This window comes from Odoribacter splanchnicus DSM 20712 (assembly GCF_000190535.1).
Taxonomy (GTDB): Bacteria; Bacteroidota; Bacteroidia; order Bacteroidales; family Marinifilaceae; genus Odoribacter; species Odoribacter splanchnicus.
This window is the reverse complement of sequence record NC_015160.1, coordinates 1,783,450-1,805,400: the sequence shown is the minus strand read 5'-3', so window position 1 is coordinate 1,805,400 and position 21,951 is coordinate 1,783,450. Positions and strand designations below refer to the sequence as shown.

The window sequence follows — 21,951 nt, the reverse complement described above, 5'->3', positions numbered from 1 at the left end:
TTTATTTTAAAGCCGAAAGCCCCCAAGCCGGAGATGAAAAAGTTCTCCGGCTTTTTTTTAGTTTTTGAATTGCTCTTCCGAATATTTTGTTTCAGCAGAGATGATATTGTGAAAGAATATGACAGTAAAATGGTGTATAGTTACCTGATTTATTTCGCTTTGAAATTTGTAAAACTCATTTATCATAGTTAATGTTAATAGTTGTAATAAAAAACTAATTATTAACAATGAACTGTATGGAAAAAATTATCATTGTCGAGAAAAGAGCGGTAATCGCGGAAGAGATTCTGAAAGTCGTGAAAATAGGGAACTACAAGGTAGAAGTAGTGAAAACCAATGCCGATGCTTTCCTGTATTATGATTCCGGGCAGACAAAAGCCATCGTATTGGAGAATAATTATGACGGTTTGTACCGGATTTTACGGCGGATCCGCCTGGAGGACCGGAAAACGGTCATTTTTGTAAAAGGACACCCCATGGCGGATGAGGAGATTGAAATGGCTCTCGGCGAAGGAGCCGACAATTACATCACTCATTTTACTTCCCGTGAACTGAAAGCTTATTTACAGGCTTGGTTTCGCTATGCCGGCTGGCAGGTAGAAAAAGAATATGTATTGAACAGGCAGGTACATTTGGCCGTTGCCTCACAGCGGCTGTTTCTGCCTAACGGGTCATTGCTCCTGAGTGAATGTGAATTCCGGGTACTCGAACTTTTAGCCCGGAATAAAGGGAAAGTGGTTGCTTACGAGGAGTTGATCGGAATCTATTGGTTTGAATACAATGCCGATACGAAGACTTATTTGTGTAAATGTATAGGACGGTTGCGCCATATATTGGGAGAAGATTCGGGTTTGACGATTACGAATGTATACAAGCGCGGGTATATGCTTGAAGACCTGGATGTTTTTTAACAATAGGGCAATAGATTGCCATCGGAATGCCATTGGAATGCCATTGGAATGCCAATACTTATCCGAAGGATTGTATTTACATTGTGAAAGATAAAAACTGAATGATATGAATACGGTTCTGAAACGGAAATGGCAGGCCTTTTCCTTGCCTGAATTATTAGTCGTGTTGGTGATCATCGGCATTCTGGTGCTGATTGCTTTGCCTAATCTGATGCCGTTGATTTCCAAGGCCAAAAGTATGGAAGCGCAACAGCAGCTGGTTTTCCTGCATACGCTGGAAAAGAGTTATTTCTATATCCGGTCGCGTTATTCCGCTTCGTTGGAAGAAGTCGGTTTCGAGCATGCCCGCTTGGTGACGGAAGGAGGAAATGCCAATTACCGCATTGAAATTGTATCGGCCGACGAACGGGGATTCCGGGCTACGGCCACGGCTGTCGTAGACTTTGACGGCGATGGAGTATACAATGTCTGGGAAATCGACCAGGACAAGGAGTTAAAGGAAATCACCAAAGACTGACGGCGATGGAAGTGCTTTTATTGTGGCCTCTGTTGGTACTGATCCGGTCGGATTTCCGGGAACGGCAGGTGGGGGTGCCGGCCCTATTGGCATTCGGCGGCATTCAATGGGGCATCTGTATAGCGGAGTCGGGTACGGCGGTTTTTGCGGAAAGAGTATTGGAAAATTTCCTGCTGTTGGCTGTTTGGGGAGTGGGTACCGGCATTTGGTTCCGGTGGCTTCGGCCGGGTAGGAAGGGTGTCCGGACAGGGTGGATTGGAAAAGGGGATGTGGCTTTTTTGGTGTGTTTCCTGCCGGTTTTTGCTTTGCGGCTGTTTTTGGTTTTTCTGTTGGTGTCGTTCGGCATATCGCTGATATATTGGTTGATATCGGGGAAAAATCATTCTGCTACCATTCCGTTGGTCAGCATGATAGGAATTTGTTATTTACCTGTTTTATTTTTTCGGATGTATGGATACTGAACGATGTATTGCGACGGAGGTCCTGGACCGGCTTTCGGCGGCTGAGGCCTGGGAATACCGGGTGATACCCTGTGCTTTTCGCGGCAAGGTATTGGTTTGTTACGGAGAAGAAGGCCGTGATTATACGCAGGTGATGGAGGAACTGGAAGTATTGACCGGAAACACCCTTGTTGTCGAGCCGATGGCACCGGAAGAGTTCCGCCGGTTGATTCATCGCTGCTATCGGAAAACCGGGAGAGAGGCAACGAAACAGTTTGTCGCAGGACATTCCGGTTTCCTGTACGATTTGATCGATGATGCTTACCGGAATTATGCCAGCGACATTCATTTCGAACCCTACGAGCATATTTGCCGGGTGCGTTTCCGTATCGACGGGCAGCTCATCGAGCGGCATGTCATCGAGAAAGGAAACTACGCATCGGTGGTCAATCAGATTAAGATTCTGGCGAACCTGGATATTTCCGAAAAGCGTCTGCCGCAGGATGGCCGTATTTTTTATCACCACGACGAAGCCCGTTTCGATGTGCGGGTTTCCGTGTTGCCGGTTATCCACGGAGAAAAGGTGGTGTTGCGTCTGCTGACCCGCCATGCCGAATTGCTGGAATTGGACAACTTAGGGTTCGATACGCGTCAGTTGAGGGATTACTTAGGGGCGGTCCGTAAGCCGCATGGATTGGTGTTGATTTGCGGGCCTACGGGATCGGGGAAGAGCACCACCTTATATGCCACCCTCCGCTTGCTGAATGAGACGACCCGGAATATCCTCACTATAGAAGACCCGGTGGAATATACTTTGGAAGGGGTAAATCAGGTGCAGTTGAGGGAAGATATCGGACTGACTTTTTCGGCGGCTTTGCGGACATTCCTGCGGCAGGATCCCGATATCGTCATGTTGGGAGAAATCCGGGACGCCGATACGGCACAGATGGCGATTCGCAGTGCCTTGACAGGACATCTGATCTTTTCGACTATCCATACCAACAGCGCCTGGGGATGTGTGTCGCGGTTGACGGATATGGGGGTACATCCTTATCTGCTTGCCGATACCCTTGTTTTGTGTGTAGCCCAACGGTTGGTGCGGCTGTTGTGTCCGCATTGCAAAGTTCCCCGGGATGACCGGCACGGCTTTCGGGCTGTAGGCTGTGAGGCTTGTTACGATACGGGATATGCCGGACGGAAAGCCATATATGAGGTGTTGCCCGTAGATGACCGGTTGGCTTCCGCTATCCGGCGGACAGAGGAGGTTGCGGTCGATCCGGAACGATTGGGAATCCGTACGTTGCGTGCGTCGGCTCTTGAATTGGTGGAACAAGGCCTGACCTCCTACGAAGAAGTGTTGCCTTTATTAAACGAATGCTTATGAACAGAAAAAAATGGTTTGCTGCGTTGTTGCTTGTCTGGATGACGGCGACAACCGTAAATGCCCGGCCTCCGCAGGATTCGCTGAGATTGGAAACAATCGGCCGGCGATTGGATTCGTTGCTCCTGGCCGACCCGGCGTATGGGACGGAGATAGACCTTTCCGCGGGTAGGTTGCCCTTGGGGGAATTGTTGCGGAATGTGGCCAAAACCAACGGGGTGAACTTGTGTGTAAAAACCGCTGAACATCCGTTGGTGACCTGCCATTTTAACCGGGTCCGGGTCGTGGATTTGCTTGCGTATCTCTGCCGGGAATATCGGTTGGAAATCGAGGTGGTCGGAAATATTGTTTCTGTGAGCGACCCGCTGCCTTTGCCTTCCCCGCCTCCTGTGATAAAAGTCGGATACGATAGCCTGAAGCGGGAATTGTCGTATGATTTGCAGGGGGAGGGATTGGTGGAAGCGGTGCGTGAGATTGCCCGGCTTACCGGTGAAAAGATTGTCATTCCCCAAAACTTGTATGGCCGGCAGGTGTCGGGATTTATCAACGGATTACCGGTCAGTGAGGCGATAGAGGCGTTGGCGGTGTCGAACGGTCTGACGGCGGAGCGCCGGGATGGAAAATACTGGCATTTGCTGGCAGGAGAGGCAGGGGCACAGGACAAGACGGTATCTTTCCAGCCCCGGCACTTTTTTACTGCCGACCAGGTCCGGGTGGACAGTACGGGCAAAGCTACCGTTTCGATTCAACGGGGAAGTATTCAGGATATTGTCACCGAAGTATGCCGGCAGGCGAATCTCGACCGGATGTTCCTTGCGCCGCTTAACCGGCAGGTTTCCTTGTATGTCCGCGATGTCGATATTCCTTCGCTTTTCCATGTGCTGTTTGCGGGGACGCCTTTTCTTTTCCGGGAAGAGAACGGCGTTTATCTTTTCGGGGCTCAGGAACAGCAGAAAATCTTGCGTACCACGGCTGTCATTCCGTTGCGCTACCGGACGGTGGAGAATGTTCCCGAGCTTATACCCGAAGCCTTGAAGGCCGATATGCAAATCGGTGCTTTTGCCGAACAGAACAGCCTTATCGTTTCGGGCACCAGCCGGCAGATTGCCTCGCTCCGGCAGTTTGTCGGAGCGATTGACCGGACGGTGCCACTGATTACCATTGAAGTGCTGATTGTCGATTCGAAGAAAAGCAGCCTTCGGGAAGCAGGGATAACGGCCGGTTTGGGAGAAAAACCGGTAAAGACGGCCGGAAGGCTTAGTCCCGGGGTGGATTTTACTTTATCCGCGGCGTCGGTCAACCGGTTGATTCACAGTTTTAACGGTTTCGGCAGTGTGAATCTGGGAAAAGTGACGCCCAACTTTTATCTCACCTTGAAGGCATTGGAAGAGGCGGGGACATTGGAATTGCGCTCCACTCCCAAATTGTCTACCCTGAACGGTCATGAGGCGAGCTTAAAGAGCGGGGAAACCCGTTATTACAAAGAGGTGCAGAATAACATCATGGGCACGCAGAATCCCATTCAGTCCGAATCCTATACCTGGAAGAGTACGGAGGCCGATTTAAGCCTGAAAATCGTCCCTTATGTCAGCAGTGACGGAAAAATCACCCTGACGATCGAAATCGAACAGAGCGAATTTACCGCCCGTGAAGAGAAGGACGCCCCGCCGGGGACGGCTACCCGCAGTTTTAAATCCCGGATCCGGGTGGACAACGAGGATATGGTGCTGTTGGGCGGCATCGACCGCAATACCCGCGAGAAAGGTTCCAGCGGTTTGCCGCTGATTGCCCGGATTCCGGTGTTGAAATGGTTGTTCGGTGTATCCACAGACAATAAGGTGGATGAGAAGTTGAGCATATTTATCAAACCGACCGTGATATTCTGATGAAACCGAGCAATGGATTACGGAGCCTGTTGAACCGTTTTGCGGTGGTGGTCGTCACTTTGAAAAAGGAGGCCGACCCGGATGTCGTGTATTACCGGGGATACTGGAAGAGGAAAAAGGTATGCCTCGAGCGGGCCGACGGCATACAACCGGGGCGATGGCCGGTATTGGTATTGTTCACCGGGTACGGGGTGATTGCGAAGGATTGTACCGGGAAGACGGATTGGGCCGGAAGGGTGACGGCAGGAGATGAATTCCTGTGGGAATGGAAAGAGGTAGGGGAAAAGCGTCTGTTGGTGTTTGTGCGTAGGGTGGAAGTTGTATCGTGGTTGGAAAAGTGGGAACAGGAGGGATGGGCGATGGCCGGAATTTCCTTGTCGGCAGTTGCCGGTGTGCTGGATTTGGAAGCGTGGGTAGAGCAAACTTACCGGCATTGGCAGACATGGAAATATTGGCGCAAGGGCAAGAAAGAGCAGCAGGTGATAGCGGCCCTTTTGCTGAAACGCTTGAAGTGGCCTGTACTCTTGGCGGCCTTGGTCCTGTCGGGAATCGCTTATCCTTTGCAGACCGCTTTACGGCGGCAGGTTTTGCAGCAGGAGGAGGAACTGTCGTTATGGCAACGGAAGATCCAGTTGCGTCGGGACGACGAGGAGAGGGCCGGGAGAATGTCGCGGATGCTGACCGGAGGCGGGCGTTTGGCTCCGCTGTTCGACCGGATTGCCGCCGCAGTGCCTCGGGGTGTCACCCTTGTCCGGTTGGAGGCAAATCCTCCCGAACGGCGGGTGGAGGCGGGTAAGCCTTTGGTTTTAAAAGAAGGGTGTGTGATGGTGGAGGGGTATACCCGGGAGCCGGCCGATGTGGCTTTGTTTACGGAAAAACTGTCCGGGGCAGGCCGTTCATGGCGGGTGACGCTCGAAAGATTGGACCGTAGGACGGAAAAGGCGGATTTCACCTTCCGCATCAGTATCGTATGGCGGGCAGATAAAGAACAGGGACATGGAACGGAATAATTATCGGTATGGGAAAATCGGTTTGGCAGCCTTGCTTTTCGGTCTGCCTTTAGCGGTCTGGTTCGGCGGTTGGAGGAAGCCTGTCGCCCTGTGGCGGTCTTACAGGCAGAACGAAGCGGTGTTGCGGGAGCTGCGGCAGTGTCGTGAAACATCGGGCGACACCTTGGCTGTCCGCTTGAAAAAGGAAGCTTTGTTGCGTGACGGCCGTTTGTTGGAGCGGGTACGGCAATGGGGTGAGGGGCGTGGTGTGACGGTGCTCGGTTATACGCCTTGGCTGAGCGGAGAGGAGCGGGGGTGGAAACTTTACACGGCCGAATTCACCTTGGCCGGCGGTTTCCTGCCGATGTTGGAGGTGTTGGCCGCTTTGGAACGGGAAGGGGAAGCGATGAGGCCGGTGGCTGCCCGCTTCCGGTTGCATACCGATGTCCGCCGTCGGGAAAAGCAATTGCAATTGACTTTATGGATACAACAAATTACGGAGGAATGAAAATGAAACGAATGAAAACCTGGATGGGAATCCTGGCGGGAGGAGTGTTGCTCCTGTCAGGGTGTGACGATGTTTTCGAGACCGACCTGACGGGCTGTCCGGTCCGGCTGCTCGCTCCCGGTGACAGTGTGACTACCGTGGTGGCGCGGCAGTTGTTTTTGTGGGAACCGTTGGAAGGGGCGACGGCTTACCGCCTGCGGATAGCGACTCCGGATTTCTGCCGGCCCGAAGCCTGCCTGTTGGATACGTTGGTGGCGGGGTGCCGTTATGAGTATGCTTTTCAGCCGGGAGTATACACTTGGGGAATACGGGCCGAAAACTCAGCCTGGGCAGGGGAATATGCCGTTCGCCTGCTGATTGTTTCACCTTTGGCGGAGGAACCATGAACGGCTTGCAAAACCGGAAAACCGTGGCCGTGCTTATCGTATTGGCGGCAGGGCTTTGGGGAGGGATTCTCTGGCGGTTGGTACGCTATACCGGCGAGGGGAAAGCGGTCGCTCCCGCATATTCGCCGCCTTCCCCGGTTGATCCGGTAGGAAAGGACACGTTACGGTTGAATTATCGCGACCCTTTCGTCGAAGTCCTGCCGGAACCGGAGTGTCCGGCAATAAAGTCGGTACCGGTTTCCCGGCCTGTGCAAACCTCTCCCTCTCCGGAAGAGCCTCCTGCTTTCCGTTTGTCCGGGATCATCCGGAAAGGGAAAAAAGAGTTTCTGCTGTTCGAATATCCCGACGGGAGCGTGCCGGTCTGGGACAAAGGAACGGTAGACGGATATACGGTCGGTAAGATCTATGCGGACTCCGTGGTGGTGTGTAAAGCCGGCCGGAATTATACACTTATGTTAAACTAAAAAATGTGCGCTTATGAAAAAGATGTGTTTTTTATGGTTCTTTATGGGCTTCGTGACAATCACCTCGGCCCAGGACATTGCGCCCGGCCAGCAGGCCCAGGGCTACCTGGACGACAAGAACACTACAGTGGATTATGCTACGGGGATTTTCCATTACAAGGTACCCCTGTATACCTTGGGCGACGGAGGTTTCTCCCTGCCTGTGAGTTTGGACTATACGGCCAAGGGGGTAAAGACGGAAGACAGACCCGGATTAATCGGCTATAACTGGACGCTGAATACAGGCGGAGTGGTGACCCGTACTATCCGCGGGGGAATTGCCGACGAAACGAGTTTTTACGGTTACCTGTATTACCTGCGACAGTCGGATGCAGTCCCTTTGACTGAGGATGCAAAACGTGTCAACCGTCATCAGCGTGACGGGGAATCGGACATTTTTACTGCTGTCTTCAATGGCCAGTCGGTTCATTTTATGCTCGGCCTGGATGCCGCTAACCGGATTTGCGCCCTTCCTTTGGAACGGACGAATGTGCGGATCGAATGCGAACAAAACGGACTCTATACCATCGACGGCTGGACGGTGACCGACGAAGAGGGTAACCGTTACATATACCGGCAGAAAGAGTGGAGCGCGGACATTGTAAAAGAGGAGGCCGTCAGCTTTAACGGCTTGCGCGATAAGAGCTATGTCTCATCGTGGTATCTGAGCCGGATCGAACCGGTGAATGGTTCGCCTTTAGTTTATCATTATTTAGCGGATGTCTGGCAAAGCGGGCAACAGGACGATATCCTGCTCAGCCATTTTTACTCCGGTTATACGACCCGCTATGTTTATGGCCGGAAACTGCTGGAACATACTTTCGACTTCGGACCTTACCGGGCAGATTTTAATACGGCCATCTCCCAAGCCCTGGGGTATTTGAATAATTACTCTATAGAAATGCAGGTGAATAATTCGCTTTACGAATTTGACCGGGCGGGTCAGTGGGTGAGAAATCCGAATTTCGAACAGGGGGCTCAGGCCATCAGCAATAATTTCCGTGTGATGGGACAATTGGCGGATTTCCGGAACATCTCTTCGGCCTCCAACGAATTGATCAATATATTGAATCAGTTGTACAACACTTATTCCGCTGAATCCTCTCATAATGCTCAGATGGCCGCATCGTGGTTCCGGACAGCTAAAGGTTATCTTACAGAGAGTCTCCGGCAGGTGGAGGAAGTGTCGGAGCGGGAAGTAGGTAACGGTATGGCGCTTACCGTCCGCAGTCCCTTATTGGAACGGATTGTCTGCGGAAACAACGTTTTGCGTTTCGGTTACAAGTCATACGGTTATAATTGCCGTTTGACATCATTGCAATCGGGTTCGGTTTCGGGAACGCGTTTTTCCGGTGTGGAGCTGGAAAATTATGACCATTTGAACCGTCTTTCTTTTACGGGGTGCGACAGCACGAGGGTACGTACGCTGAATTTCGAATATTATGCCACTCCTTCCGGCAGTTATGCCACTACGGATGTATGGGGCTATTATGGGAACAGTAGTGATTCCGATGTTCCGTATTGGGTTTTAGGTGACGCCGAATATATCCGGATTTCATCGTTAAAGTCGATAACTTTATCCGATGGTGGTAAAATACAGCTAGATTATGAACCGAACAGAAGTATTCCCTATCTGTATCCGGGTTCCGGTTCCCTGACGGATTCGATGTCCTACGGCGGACTCCGGCTTAAATCGCTGGTTTATCACGATGGTGTTTCCGCTTCGGGCGATACGGTCCTGTACCGTTATCCTCTTCCCGGCATACCGATGTATCCGGAAATCACGAATGTGGAAGTTTTGCAATACAGCGGTTTTTCCGATCGTTTGGAGCATTCGAGGATGAAATTCAAAGGACTTGCTTTTCTGAATACCGGCAATAACGGGCTTTACTACCGGCAGGTGGAAGAAATACGTCCCGGTCGGGGTAAAAAGTCGTATGCGTTTCATGTGCCTTTCTGTTTTCTGGTTCCCGTTTATGCGCAATACTATCCTTTCTGGTTGGCAGGTCTGCCGTTATCCGTGTCGGAATACGACGAGGAAGGACATTTGCTGCGCTCCGTGCATAATCACTATGAAACGGATTTTTCAATGTTTTTTTCCGATTTTGACCTGAATCTCAATGCAAGTTATTTTTCCGCCTGCCCGGCCGGTTTCGGCTATACGGGGGTATGCCCTCAATTGAAGGCTGACGAAAATTACATGGATGCCGAATATTTGGAGAATTATTACCGTAGCCAGCAAACGGTACTGATTTATCGGGACGGTTCCGTCGGTTATTCCCTGAGTCCTTATTATGACGTGTATCTCCCCAATATTCAGCCCCGTACTACCCGGCAGCCTTCGAATGTAGCTTATACGCTTTATTACGGTGGCAAGACGCTGCTGAAATCCCAAAAGGAATACCGTTATGCTTCTCCGGATTCGGATGGCGAATTGTTTTGTACAACAGAATATTTTTACGACAATCCTGCGGGAAGTGTTCGTCCTACCCGTGTGGTTCGGACGGATGCGTGCGGGGAGCGCTATACGGAGGCGACAACGCGGGTGACGGAAATGAATGTTGCGGCCGATACCTCCATAGCCCGTCTGGTGGCGGCCAACATGTTATCGCTGCCGGTAAAACAGGCTTACTTGAAAAACGATAGCCTGCTAACGGAGACGGTAAACGTTTATGCGACGGTTGCCGGGAATATGCGCCAGGGGGTAGGGGTGAAAGCCCGCTACAGTTACGCGCCTCAGCAGCCTCCCGCCTATCAGATGAATATACAGGCCCCCACGCTTTTCACCTACGGTCGGTCGAATTATACCTTGGAAGAGGAGAACGATTACCGCTGGACCGGGGATCTTTGTCTGCCGTCGGACTGTCGCAACCGAACATCGGAAACCGCCTTTTGCCATGACCGGTATGCCGACGCCGCGCTCCTGGAGGTGGCATCGGTCGGTAGTACGGAGATTACGGCCATGGATTTGCATTCTTATTCAGGGCATTTCAGTGAGAGAGAGTTTCCGCTCAACCTTCTGTTACACTGTCATGTTGGCTATAAAAGATTTCACGCAGCGCTGCTTGCGGTACCGGAGGACGCTGTTTCTTTCCGGCAGTATCTCTCTTCTTCGCCTCAGGATCTGTTCTGCCGGTTGATCGAAATTGTCGGCTGCAACCGTACCGATGCTTACGGGGAACTGCCTGCCCTGTGCGATAGTGTGAAGGCGCATGAAAATGATTTTACTCAGTTTCTGTCTATCTGCGCCGATATACTTGAACAGTGGGCTCCTAAGGATGAAGATTTCCCCCTTTATACGGCTGTGAATGGGATTGTACTGACCGTTTATAGAGACCTTCTTTCTGATCCTTTTTTTCTGGCCTTAGGAGAAATTGTATCGGACTATGAGGATTCAGATTCGGCATTGGCTGTGTATCCCGCAGCCGGTACGGACCGTCTGTGCCTGTATGCCATATGCAAGTCGAAGAATACAGATCTTTCGTGGAACGTATATCATAGCGGTGGCGTGACTGCGGGTAGCGGGCAAATTGTATCCACTTCCGGTTATTCATTACAGCGGTTTGACATCGACCTTTCTTCCTTCGGGGGGGTAAGTTGTGTCCGGGTATCTCTGTCTTCTTTGGATAGTGGGTTGCACTATTTGGCACTCGTGCCTGCCGGCGCATCTTTTCAGGCTACTTCCTACAATGCCGACGGTACGGTTTTCTGTACTTTCGATCAGACCGGACGGATGGAGGTGAACGAATACGATGCGGCCGGCCGTTTGCTCCGTGTCCGGGATCAGCATGACCGGTTATTGGAGTCCTATGAACATCATGTCGTAAACCCTTAAATAGTAACTGTTATGAAATCCGTATTTTTATTTCTCTGTTTCGTGGTGCTTACCCTGACCTCGCAGGGGCAGAATTTTCCGCGCCTGGACCTTTCGGACAACGGTCATGTGATCGAGCTGGACGGTGATGAATACTATTTTTTAATGCGTGCCCGTGTGGACCGTACCTTCGATGCCAGGGAGGCAATATTTCAGATAAATGATTGGTTGGAAGCCCGTTCTTACATGTGGCTGTTTGCGGTTGATTTTGAGATGAAATCGTCTTCGGACCTGGAAGGATTTTTTGTTTTCGAGGTACAACCGAATCAGGGTAGTGACATGCGCCGTTGCGTTTTTCCTTCCTTGTTGAGCAACGGTTATTTGGAAATCCATCAATATCCGCCGGGCATTATTCCCCGGGAATACACCCTTGGCGGAGACTGTTCATGTTATTATCCCGGCCGTATCGTGAAACTGACTTTGAACGGTTCGGAAGAAGGGGTCGACTATGAACTGCTTCGTGGAGGTATAAAAGTGAGTACCCTATCCGGCACGGGAGGTGCGTTGACTTTTCGGGCAACGAATGCGGGTACTTACACGGTCCGTGCAGTCCGTGGGGAAGTATCCCGATCGATGAACGGGAGCGTTAAGCTCAACGAATCCCCGGTTTTCGGAGGCCGTCTTTCTCTTGTGAACCCTAATCCCGTTGTCATACCTCCGGATGGCGGGCATGCTGAAATACCTTTTTCTTTTACCGGTTCCGCGAGTGAGATAATTCCCCTGTTGCAGGAAGTTGCGGTTTCCTGTTGCAGTGGCGAGTCCAGCTATTGGAATTCTTCTTTTCTGTTTGCTTGCGGCCAGACCGGGACGAATACCGGGAAGTTTATAGTTGTAGCCGGGCCTAATCTGAGTGATACGGATTTGGAATCGCGTTTTGTTCTCGACACACAGGCCACTTACGGCATTCTGGAGTTGGTTCAGCCGAATGGAGGGATGCTGCGTGTCGCTGACGTTCGTGGCGGCGGCGAGATCGCATCCGGCAGCACGGCGACAGTCAGTCTGGATGCCGTACAGCCCTTGGTATCCTACAGTCTTTATTGCAACGACAGTTTGGTAGCCAGACATAAGGGCGGCACCTTTACCGGTCTGACGTCATACGGCCACTACCGTATACAGGCTGCGTACGACGGCCACGAGGCGTGGATGAACGGCAGCGTGGGTGTCTGGCCAGCGATTACGCGCTATACGACCGGCGGCGGTGGTGTTCAGACCAACAGCCGCCCTGTGGAAATCACGCTGAGCGGTTCGGAACCGGGGCTGACGTACCGTTTGTTGTGTGGCAACACGGTGGTGTCCACGCTTTCCGGAACGGGTTCGGCGCTTCGTTTCAGCGTATCATCGCCCGGCGTTTACCGGATAGAGGCGGGTTTGCAGGACTACTACGTCGCGATGAGCGGCAGTGCTGAAGTCTGCCTGAACACGACGGTCGGTTACAGTCCGTCGCACAGCTATACGGTCGCCCGCACCTACCTCACCGCAAGCGGTGACACGTGGCGCGAAAGCGTCCGTTACTCGGACGGCCTGGGGCGTCCCTTGCAGGACGTGCAGGTGAGCGGCAGCCCCGACGGCGGCAGCGACCTGATACAGCCGTACGTATACGGCCGGGGGGGCCGGGTGGAAAAATCCTTCCTTCCCTATGCGGGCTTGGGCAACCTGGGGAATTTCGACGCCGGCTTTTCCGCAGCGTCCAACTGGAGCGTCTACGGAGCGTCCGAACAATCGTATGCCTTCAGCGTGACGGAATACGACGGGAGCCCGTCGAACCGGGTGACGAAACAGACAGGCCCGGGCTCGGCCTGGCATGCTGCCGGCAAAGGAGTCACAACGGCCTACGGCTACAACGGCGCGGATGAAGTGCGTCTTTACCGGGTGTCGTCGGACGGCGGTCTGGTACGCAGCGGTTATTATGCGGCGGGCCGTTTGGAAAAGACCACGGTGACGGACGAAGACGGCCTGGTGACAGAAAGCTTTACGGACAACGGGGGGAAAACCGTCCTGACGGTAAGCCTGAACGGAACCGACCGTTTGGAAACCTACAGCGTATACGATGCCCTGGGCCGGGTGCGTTGGGTCCTGCCGCCCGAGGCGAGCCACCGTTTGGGAGCGGGAACGGACACCACCGTCCTGAACCGCTATGCCTACCGCTACGACTACGACCCCCGCGGCCTTCTGATCGAAAAACGGTTGCCGGGCGTGGATCCCGTATACTACGTCTACGACGGGAAAGACCGTGCGGTGCTTAGCCAGGACGGCAACCAGCGGAGCGGCAACCGCTGGAGCTACACCCTCTACGACAGCCGGAACCGTGCGACCGAAACCGGCGAGGTGGTACTTGCCGGAAAGACAGCCACCCAACTACGCAGCGAAGCCGGAGCCAGCCTGGATTACCTTCCTTCCGGCACACGTACGGCCTTGCAATATTGCCTTTACGACAGCTACACGGCCTCCCCGACGGTAACGCCGCATGCCTTTGCGGCGACCCCGGCCTACGCTTCGGCTTATCACCCTTTAGTAACCGGCTGTCTGACTGCAACGAAAACGCGAATCTTGGGCAGCGACACCTGGCAGACCACCACGCTGTACTATGACGATCTCGGACGTGTAATCCAGACGGTGGGCGACAACCGCTTGGGCGGCTTGAGCCGCACCGACATGCAGTACGACTTCACCGGCAACCTCACGCATCAGCGTGAAAGCCACGGCAAGACAGGCGGCAGCGCCGATGTGCTGGAGAGTGTGAACACCTACGATGCCCAGGGGCGTTTGCTGACGCAGAGCGTCAGTCTTAACGGAGGAACGGCAGCAACCCTGACCTACAACTACGACGCCTTAGGCCGCCTGACCGGCAAGCGTTACGGCAGTACAGACGAGAGCCTGACCTACAACGTGCGTGGTTGGCTGACAGGCAAAGAAAGCACCCCTTTCCGAATGTGTCTTCGTTACGCAACCCCTGAAGGCGGAAGCGGAGCCCGTTGGAACGGCAGCCTTAGCGAATGGGAATGGCAGCATGGGACGAACGCCGCCATGATGTATGGTTTAACGTATGACGGTCTGAACCGCTTCACGGGTGCCGTGCAAAAACAGAAAAACGGTAATACATGGTCTGCCCTGTCCGGCGATTACGTGGAGAAAGGCCTGACGTACGACCGTAACGGGAATCTGCTGACCTTACAGCGCACGGCCGGCGGTAGCGTGGTGGACAACCTGGCGTATACTTATACCGGCAACCAATTGACCGGCCTGTCGGAAAGTGTGCGTACCGCTCCTTCGAACGATATCTACGCCCCGGGAAACGCCGAATCCGGCAGTTACAGCTACGATGCGAACGGTAACCTTCAAAATGACAGTCGTCGTGCTTTGCTATTTGATTATAATTTTTTAAATTTGGTGAGTGAAGTCCGGACGGGGAGTACGGTGACAGCTGCTTATACGTGGCTTGCCGACGGTACGAAGTTAGGAGTATGTAACGGCAGCGGTTCGGACGGCTTCGAGTATGTGGGTTCTTTGATATACAGAAAAAGCGGCGGTAGCTTACAATTGAGCGAAGCGTTATTCGGCGATGGCGTTATCCGTTTGAACGACAACGGCACGCAGGAGGTGAATTATTTCCTGACTGACCATTTGGGTAGCGTACGGGTGATTGTGGACGGTGCGGGAACGGTAAAGGAGTGTAACGACTACTATCCTTTCGGGGCCCGTCATATACGGAGCGACTACGCGCAAAGCACGAACCGTTGGAAATACAACGGGAAGGAGTTGCAGACGACGGGGGAACTGGGCTATCTGGATTACGGCGCGCGGATGTACGATACGGGGTTGGGGCGTTGGTTCAGTGCAGACCCCGAAGCGGAAAATAATCTTTCCCGCAGTCCTTATCATTTCAGTGGGAACAATCCTTTACTGAATGTGGATCCGGACGGAAAGGATTACTGGAGTACAAATGATCCTGCATTGATCGGAGCGTTTATGAACTCCTTGAAATACGGTTTCGAGAGTCATAATTTTTATGGCTGGCATCATGCTACGGATGCAGATTTTACAGGAGATCTGACATATAATGACATCACTGGGAAATATTATACTTCTTATGGTGATGTTGTGAATGGTGAAGCAGTCCGGATCGGTTTATCGTTCGATGCGCGTATAATCCCTCGGATCGAGACTTTTGGTTATGAGGGTGGTTTTGCTTACGCTCAGCCTGTTCAGGGTTTTTGGGGAAATTTGGGCTATTATACCGGCATAAGTGGTCGTGATAAATATTTTGATGGTATTGCAACCTGGGAGGTAAACAGAGAGGGAAGGATTACCGGATTGCAACCGATTGCAGGAGTAGCTCCAACGCCGGGTTTAGGAAAAAATGCTGTTTTTTCATTTACAAAGTCTAGTTTGAAACAAGGCAGACAAATGCATAGCCTTTATAAACTGGGAGCAAATGGAGTTAAGGAATATGTTTTGCCAAGCAAAAGACGGATAGATTTTTTAGATATAGAAAATAAAATCATTTATGAACTGAAACCTTTTAATCCCCGTTCAATAAAACGTGGTATAAAGCAATTACATGATTATAAACGAGAACTAAAATTAGTGCCCGAATTTAAGGAGTATACATGGACGATGATTTTAGAAACTTATTGAAATGATGGATAATAAGAAATTTAAACAGTTATTTAATGATGTGGCTCGCCTTTATGATTTTGAACAGGCATACGGGGCCTGGTTCCTGGAGAGTCCGGAGTGTATCGTTGTTTTGGAGCTTCAGAAGTCCTATTTTGGAAATTATTATGAACTCAATATAAAGAGTTTTGTTCAGGGTGCTTTCGGTAATCATTATGTAAAAAGTAAGGATTTGGCCAAAAAGTATATGGGAAATTGTTTTGGACGGCAACCGTCCGAATACAATGATATTTTTGATCTTGAAGAAGATATGGAAGACGAGTATCGTAAAGAAAGATTGGAATATTTCTTTAAAAATTTCTTAGCTCCTTTACTTCCTAAATTGCTTTCGCTTTCGGATTTATCCAAATTGCCTGAATATGGAGATATATTTATACCTTCCGCTGTTAAGAATGAAATATTACGGTTGAGTAAGAAGTAAAATATCTTTATTCGGTAATTATTCAAATTAAGAATAGAAGTATGACTTTTTCTTAGGAGAATAGAGATTGTTAAATCTGTTTTTAATTATTAAGGTCTTGCCCAAGGATTCGATATTATTCGAATTCTTGGGTAAGTTCTTTTCACACTACATTAAAAATGGTGTTTGTACACATGTTTACCCCAAATGTACGTTTATAGTTGTAAATATGTATATAACTGGCTAATTATATATATTTAGCAATACCGGAAACTTTTCAAGTGTCACCCTAAAGATGCCCAACTGTATTCTTGGGCGTCCTTTTTATTTTTCGTCGGAAGTATGTCCTTAAAGATGGTTCATCACGTTCTGATAATTTGTAAAAAATCTTCGTCGTTACAACGCATTGCAAAACCTATCCAATACCGGTAATCGGTATGCTTATTAATCTTAACAAACCAATAAAAAGGTAATTCGTTTGATTATAGTGCGCAGCGACCTGATACAGCCGTACGTATATGGTCGTGGGGGCCGGAGCCAGCCGGGACTATCTTTCTTCCGGCACACGGCCAGCCTTGCAATACAGCCTTTACGACAGCTACACGGCCTCCCCGACGGTAACGCCGCATGCCTTTGCGGCGACCCCAGGCTATGCCACGGCGTATCACCCTTTGGTCACGGGCCAGCTTACCGTGACCAAAACGCGTATCCTGGGCAGCGACACGTGGCAGACCACCACGCTGTACTATGACGACCTCGGACGTGTAATCCGATGCATGAATACGGGGATAAAGTTGACACTGAAAGACGAAAAAGTGTAGAATTGTAAGATTTATTTCTAAGGAAAAGTGTATATTTGTAAGAGAAATTAAGCAAAGCTGTCGGTATGTTTAAACAATTTCGGCTAATTATAGCAGAAAAAAATTAAGAGTGTTACGTTCTAAAAGATTACTTGACGACTGACACTCAAACAAGCATGACGATAACTGAATTATGCGATAGCTCGAATGTATTTATGTATTGTTAAGACGTAGGTAGCTGTGGGGGGGTAAGAATAGCCACTATAATTTTACCCTAAACACGCGGCAATTTGATGGAATATGCTATTGCAAAGTTAAAAACGGCGGAAATTGTCAGAATAGATATAAAACATCTGGCGCAAATTGACAAAATACGCGCAAAACATTTGGCGGATACCGACATAAGCATTATATTTGTGCTATATATCAACGGTTATGGAGAAAGATGCTATATTGTTCAAGCGTAAGATGTACGACCGATTGCTCAAATGGAAGAGGGAGCGGAACGGAGAATCCGCAATTCTCATACAAGGAGCAAGACGAATCGGAAAGTCCACAGTTGCAGAAGAGTTTGCCCGAAATGAGTATGAGTCCTACATTCTCATCGACTTCGCCATTGCACCGGCAGAAGTGCAGGAGCTTTTTAATGATATATCAGACTTGAACTATATTTTTCTTCGGCTGCAACTTATCTATCGGGTGCAGTTGATTGAGCGCAAGTCGGCAATCATATTCGATGAGATACAAAAGGCTCCTTTGGCTCGTCAGGCTATCAAACATTTGGTTAAAGACCGTCGATACGACTATATCGAGACCGGCTCTCTCATTACCGTCCACAAGAGCAGTCAGGATATCCTGCTGCCGAGCGAGGAGACACGGATCGATATGTTTCCTATGGACTATGAGGAATTTCGATGGGCGTTGGGCGATACCGCCACGATACCGTTGCTGCGCACGGCATTTGAAAAACGAATACCGTTAGGCGATGCCGTTCATCGGAGAATGATGCGCGATTTCCGCTTATATATGCTGGTTGGGGGTATGCCTAAAGCCGTAGCAGAATATATCAAGACGAATAATCTAGGAGCGGTAGATTTAGTAAAGCGGGATATTGTCTCGTTGTACGAAGAAGATTTTTGGAAGTTGGATGATTCGGGCAGAGCTACCGCATTGTACGATGCCATACCTGCGCAGTTGAGTAAGAATGCTTCGCGGTATCAAATAGCATCGGCTATACCCGGCGAAAGAGCAGAGCGGGTTGCAGGCATAGTCAAAATGATGAATAATTTCATGTCTGCCAATGTTGCATATCATTCCAATGACCCGAATGTTGGATTGGCTCTTACGATGGATAATGAACGCTTTAAGATATATGCGTCCGATACCGGAATGTTTGTAACACTGGCTTTCAAGGACAAGGACTTTACGGACAACATTATTTATGAAAAACTGCTGAACGACAAACTCAGCGCTAATTTAGGCTATGTCTATGAGAATGTTATAGCCCAGATGTTGAGGTCTGCCGGCAAGCAATTGTTTTATCATACGATACCGACCCCGGATGGAAAGAAATACTATGAAATAGATTTCTTGATAGCAGACGAACATAAAATATCGCCGATTGAAGTGAAGTCATCCGGTTATAAATCGCATACCTCGATGGATGTTTTCTGTGATAAGTTCTCCGATCGCGTGCAGAACAAGTATGTTATCTACACCAAAGACCTGAAACGGGAGCAAGGGATTGACTATATACCTGTGTATATGACAATGTTCTTGTGATTTTAACAAAATTAAGAGTGCTTGATCGCAAAGCGACAAATATGCAAAACGGAGATTTGTACTCGCTAATATATAAATTAGGATAATTGTTGTGTCATAAACATTATATTCAATAACGTATTGAGTTATGGGCAAATTGTTAGATTATATAGCTAAGGAAACGCAAGGCGAATGCTTTGCATCGTTCAAGTATTGCTATGACAATATGTTGCCCCCGAATATCGAGTACGAGGCGAAAGAAGACTCATATATCAATATGAAAGAATTTGCAGAGAGTATACATGACCCTCATATGAGAGACATGTGTCCCTTGGCTGAAAAGATGAGGTCTGTGCCTCCATTATTCAAATTCTTTCTTGATGGTTCGCGCCGAGTCTATAAGGTTGATGATATACAGTATGATAAAAAGGTTTTTCCAATTGTCAGTGGACAGATTTCCGTTTCCTGCTGTGGCAGAGAGATGAATGATGATAATACATTCCAAAGTTTCGGTAAAGTTTTCGAGGAAGCATATCCGGTGGTCTGTTTACCGATAACAGCTAACGATGAAGGTGTTGATAACGGAGTGTATTTTAATAATCTGTGCAACAAACTAAACGAATTACCTTTTATTGAAGGTTCCGGAAATAAGTTTGGAAAGGTACTTTTTAACGAAGATTGAAGGTAATGAAACTCTTGAGAACAAAGGCATCGCTCGCATCCAAGATGAGATGATAGAATGCGAGAAGCGGATTGTAGCAGAAATGATGAGCAAACATTTGCTGACACACGATCACTATCTCGTCAAAGACGGATCGATACAATATAAACCGATGAAGACAGGGGATTATAAAGAATTGGCACGTATTCGTAATAACTACCGGCATGTTGTAGGAGTGTCAAAACGATTTAATCCCAATTTGATGAAGGACAATAAGAACCAGAGTAGTGCAGGACAGATTGCAAAACTGCCGTTATTCCATCGGACACCTGCTTTTATGTGGAAGCCGGGAGAAGAATGGGGTAATGTGAATTTTGCTATTTGGTACGTCAGGATTCGCGAACGTAAATACACTGCAACGCCGTATTCTGGCATCTTAAAAATTGAGAAAATGCTTATGACTGGTAAAGAGGCGGAAAATGGACTGGAATCCGATGAGATAGATATGATTACTGCGAACATCATAAATGAACGTAATCCTGTTTGTTATGGCAATGATGCTCGATGGGCAAATCATCTCTATCCGGTTTATATGACAGAATGTTATTGTAAAAGTCGATTTAAGAGCGATATAAGTTTCATCAATTTATTTTAAGCGAGATAATGGAAGCGATTGGTAAAATTATAGCAACAGAGAAACAGCCTTCAACGATAGAAGAGTTTACTTTCTGGACTCGAAAGGATTTGAAATTAAAACCTTTTGATGTTGTTGTCGTTGAGTATGTGAAGGATGTAAATGGTGAGCCAAAAAGACATTTGGAGTGATTGAGGAAATCTCTCATATGACAGATTCTCCAAGCGCATTAGCAGGCTATATCTCAAGCGATTTCGGACAGGTGGAATCAACCTCATACACAGAGCGTATCGGTATGAACTATGTGAAGTGTAAGGTAGTTGGTAACACGAGGAATATCTACATCCCTGTTCAGGAAGGTAAAAAGGTATATCTTGCTGAACGCGATGAGATAATGGAAGCACTTGGTTTGAATAATGTAAAACATAAACTGCCGGCTGGATATATCGAGATGTATGAAGGTGTGAATAAGCAGAGGCTTCCCGTATTTTTCAATTCACATTTTCTTATTGGACCGGAGGGCGCTCACTTGAATATATCAGGAATATCCGGTTTGGCTTCTAAGACCTCATATGCTATGTTCCTAATGAAAGCAATTCAAGATTATGCAGCCAAAGATGAGAAAGAGTCTGTTGCATTCATTATGATGAACGTGAAAGGGACAGATTTGTTAAAGATAGACCAAAAGAACACTCGCAAGGATGAACTTAAGCAGATAAAGCCAATCTATGATTTGCTGGAGTTAGAGTTTGAGCCATTCAAACAGGTAAAATACTTTTATCCGTACTCAAAAGACCTTACTTCTTACACTTATGAGAAAGAAGACATTATAAAGACTCGGATTGAAGCGGGGAATGCATTGCAGTATAAGTATTTATTTGAAACGGATGAAGATAAGGAATGTCTTGACTTGCTGTTTGCTAATGTTGACGATCCGAACGACACGATAGAGTCAATAATTAATTTCATTATATCAAACGGTGGTGGTTTTAGTGGCATTGAAACTTGGGAAGATTTCAAGAGTGAACTATATAAACAAACACAATCGGATAAAGCCAGCAAAGCCGGTAAAGAAATATCCGTTATGAGTTGGCGCAAGTTTTATCGTTTATTCAATAAGAGTTATCAGAAATGTCAGCAGATGTTTACTAACAAATTAGGTGGTGGTGTACGTTTGCGAGACCAAATAAGGGGGGGATATCAAATTGTACATAAAAAACTTGAGAGAGAATGTGAGCGGAAAGCCTGTAAATACAAGGAGTTTGAGAGGTTCAGGAGTGATTGGGGAAAGAAAAACGAAATGTACACAGGTTTAATTTGGTTTAAACTTGGGTTATGCGATCGGGATAAAGTTTAACAGTGAGGACAGGAAAAGGTTTGTTTTGCTTTAAGGGGATGATAAAAATAGGAAAATGTTTAAAGACGGAGAATTTGATTATGCTGAAAAAACGTTGATACAGGCGGTTTAAGTGAAGATTTAACAGAGGACCGACGGATGATCGGACGGTCCGGGAATGGCTCCTGAAAAGGGGCTTTTTTATATTTTGAGGGGTATATGCAGAGATAGGAAATCATGAATTATTTGGCTTTCCAGGATGGTGGATTTTAGGTAAAGATTTGTTAAAA

General features: G+C 48.8%; 17 protein-coding genes. All 17 read left to right on the top strand.

The window, feature by feature from the left end; all coding sequences use genetic code 11:
- Positions 1-236: 236 nt before the first annotated feature.
- The 17 genes from ODOSP_RS07595 to ODOSP_RS07520 all read left to right on the top strand — a co-directional run bounded on the left by ODOSP_RS07595 (position 237) and on the right by ODOSP_RS07520 (position 21,682).
- Entirely contained in the window at positions 237-911 is a 675-nt protein-coding gene (locus ODOSP_RS07595; RefSeq protein ID WP_013611767.1) for a response regulator transcription factor, read from the top strand.
- Positions 912-1,017: 106 nt separating this feature from the next.
- Entirely contained in the window at positions 1,018-1,428 is a 411-nt protein-coding gene (locus ODOSP_RS07590) for a type IV pilin protein (RefSeq protein WP_013611766.1), read from the top strand.
- Positions 1,429-1,433: 5 nt separating this feature from the next.
- Positions 1,434-1,889: a hypothetical protein gene (locus ODOSP_RS07585; RefSeq protein WP_013611765.1), complete on the top strand. Its 456-nt coding sequence runs from the start codon at positions 1,434-1,436 to the stop codon at positions 1,887-1,889.
- On the top strand, positions 1,879-3,252 hold the full coding sequence (locus ODOSP_RS07580; protein WP_013611764.1) for a GspE/PulE family protein: 1,374 nt from the start codon (positions 1,879-1,881) through the stop codon (positions 3,250-3,252). The genes ODOSP_RS07585 and ODOSP_RS07580 overlap by 11 nt, the downstream gene beginning before the upstream one ends.
- On the top strand, positions 3,249-5,135 hold the full coding sequence (locus ODOSP_RS07575) for a type II secretion system protein GspD (protein ID WP_013611763.1): 1,887 nt from the start codon (positions 3,249-3,251) through the stop codon (positions 5,133-5,135). The genes ODOSP_RS07580 and ODOSP_RS07575 overlap by 4 nt, the downstream gene beginning before the upstream one ends.
- The gene (locus ODOSP_RS07570) at positions 5,135-6,145 is read left to right on the top strand and encodes a hypothetical protein (RefSeq protein WP_013611762.1); all 1,011 of its coding nucleotides are present in this window, start codon (positions 5,135-5,137) and stop codon (positions 6,143-6,145) included. Before ODOSP_RS07575 ends, ODOSP_RS07570 begins: the two co-directional genes overlap by 1 nt.
- Complete coding sequence (locus ODOSP_RS07565) at positions 6,132-6,632, top strand: hypothetical protein (protein WP_013611761.1); 501 nt, start codon at positions 6,132-6,134, stop codon at positions 6,630-6,632. Before ODOSP_RS07570 ends, ODOSP_RS07565 begins: the two co-directional genes overlap by 14 nt.
- Positions 6,629-7,018, top strand: coding sequence for a hypothetical protein (locus ODOSP_RS07560; protein ID WP_013611760.1), 390 nt, complete (start codon positions 6,629-6,631; stop codon positions 7,016-7,018). Before ODOSP_RS07565 ends, ODOSP_RS07560 begins: the two co-directional genes overlap by 4 nt.
- Entirely contained in the window at positions 7,015-7,482 is a 468-nt protein-coding gene (locus tag ODOSP_RS07555) for a hypothetical protein (protein WP_013611759.1), read from the top strand. The genes ODOSP_RS07560 and ODOSP_RS07555 overlap by 4 nt, the downstream gene beginning before the upstream one ends.
- Before the next feature lie 13 nt (positions 7,483-7,495).
- Entirely contained in the window at positions 7,496-11,356 is a 3,861-nt protein-coding gene (locus ODOSP_RS07550; RefSeq protein ID WP_013611758.1) for a hypothetical protein, read from the top strand.
- Positions 11,357-11,368: 12 nt separating this feature from the next.
- A complete protein-coding gene (locus ODOSP_RS07545; protein ID WP_013611757.1) occupies positions 11,369-16,030 on the top strand; it encodes a DUF6443 domain-containing protein in 4,662 nt (1,553 codons plus the stop codon).
- 1 nt (position 16,031) lies between these two features.
- Positions 16,032-16,490, top strand: a complete 459-nt coding sequence (locus tag ODOSP_RS07540; RefSeq protein ID WP_013611756.1) for a DUF4304 domain-containing protein — start codon at positions 16,032-16,034, stop codon at positions 16,488-16,490.
- A gap of 1,214 nt (positions 16,491-17,704) precedes the next feature.
- Positions 17,705-19,051 (top strand): ATP-binding protein, encoded by a 1,347-nt coding sequence (locus tag ODOSP_RS07530; RefSeq protein WP_013611754.1) that lies wholly within the window; start codon positions 17,705-17,707, stop codon positions 19,049-19,051.
- A 127-nt stretch (positions 19,052-19,178) separates the two neighbouring features.
- Positions 19,179-19,712 carry a hypothetical protein gene (locus ODOSP_RS20205; RefSeq protein ID WP_049782853.1) on the top strand — a complete coding sequence of 178 codons (534 nt, stop codon included), beginning with the start codon at positions 19,179-19,181 and terminating at the stop codon, positions 19,710-19,712.
- The gene (locus ODOSP_RS20200) at positions 19,684-20,346 is read left to right on the top strand and encodes a hypothetical protein (protein ID WP_049782852.1); all 663 of its coding nucleotides are present in this window, start codon (positions 19,684-19,686) and stop codon (positions 20,344-20,346) included. Before ODOSP_RS20205 ends, ODOSP_RS20200 begins: the two co-directional genes overlap by 29 nt.
- 8 nt (positions 20,347-20,354) lie before the next feature.
- Positions 20,355-20,516, top strand: a complete 162-nt coding sequence (locus ODOSP_RS19890; RefSeq protein ID WP_157741834.1) for a hypothetical protein — start codon at positions 20,355-20,357, stop codon at positions 20,514-20,516.
- Positions 20,513-21,682, top strand: coding sequence for a hypothetical protein (locus tag ODOSP_RS07520; RefSeq protein WP_147349922.1), 1,170 nt, complete (start codon positions 20,513-20,515; stop codon positions 21,680-21,682). The genes ODOSP_RS19890 and ODOSP_RS07520 overlap by 4 nt, the downstream gene beginning before the upstream one ends.
- The last annotated feature ends 269 nt before the right edge of the window (positions 21,683-21,951 follow it).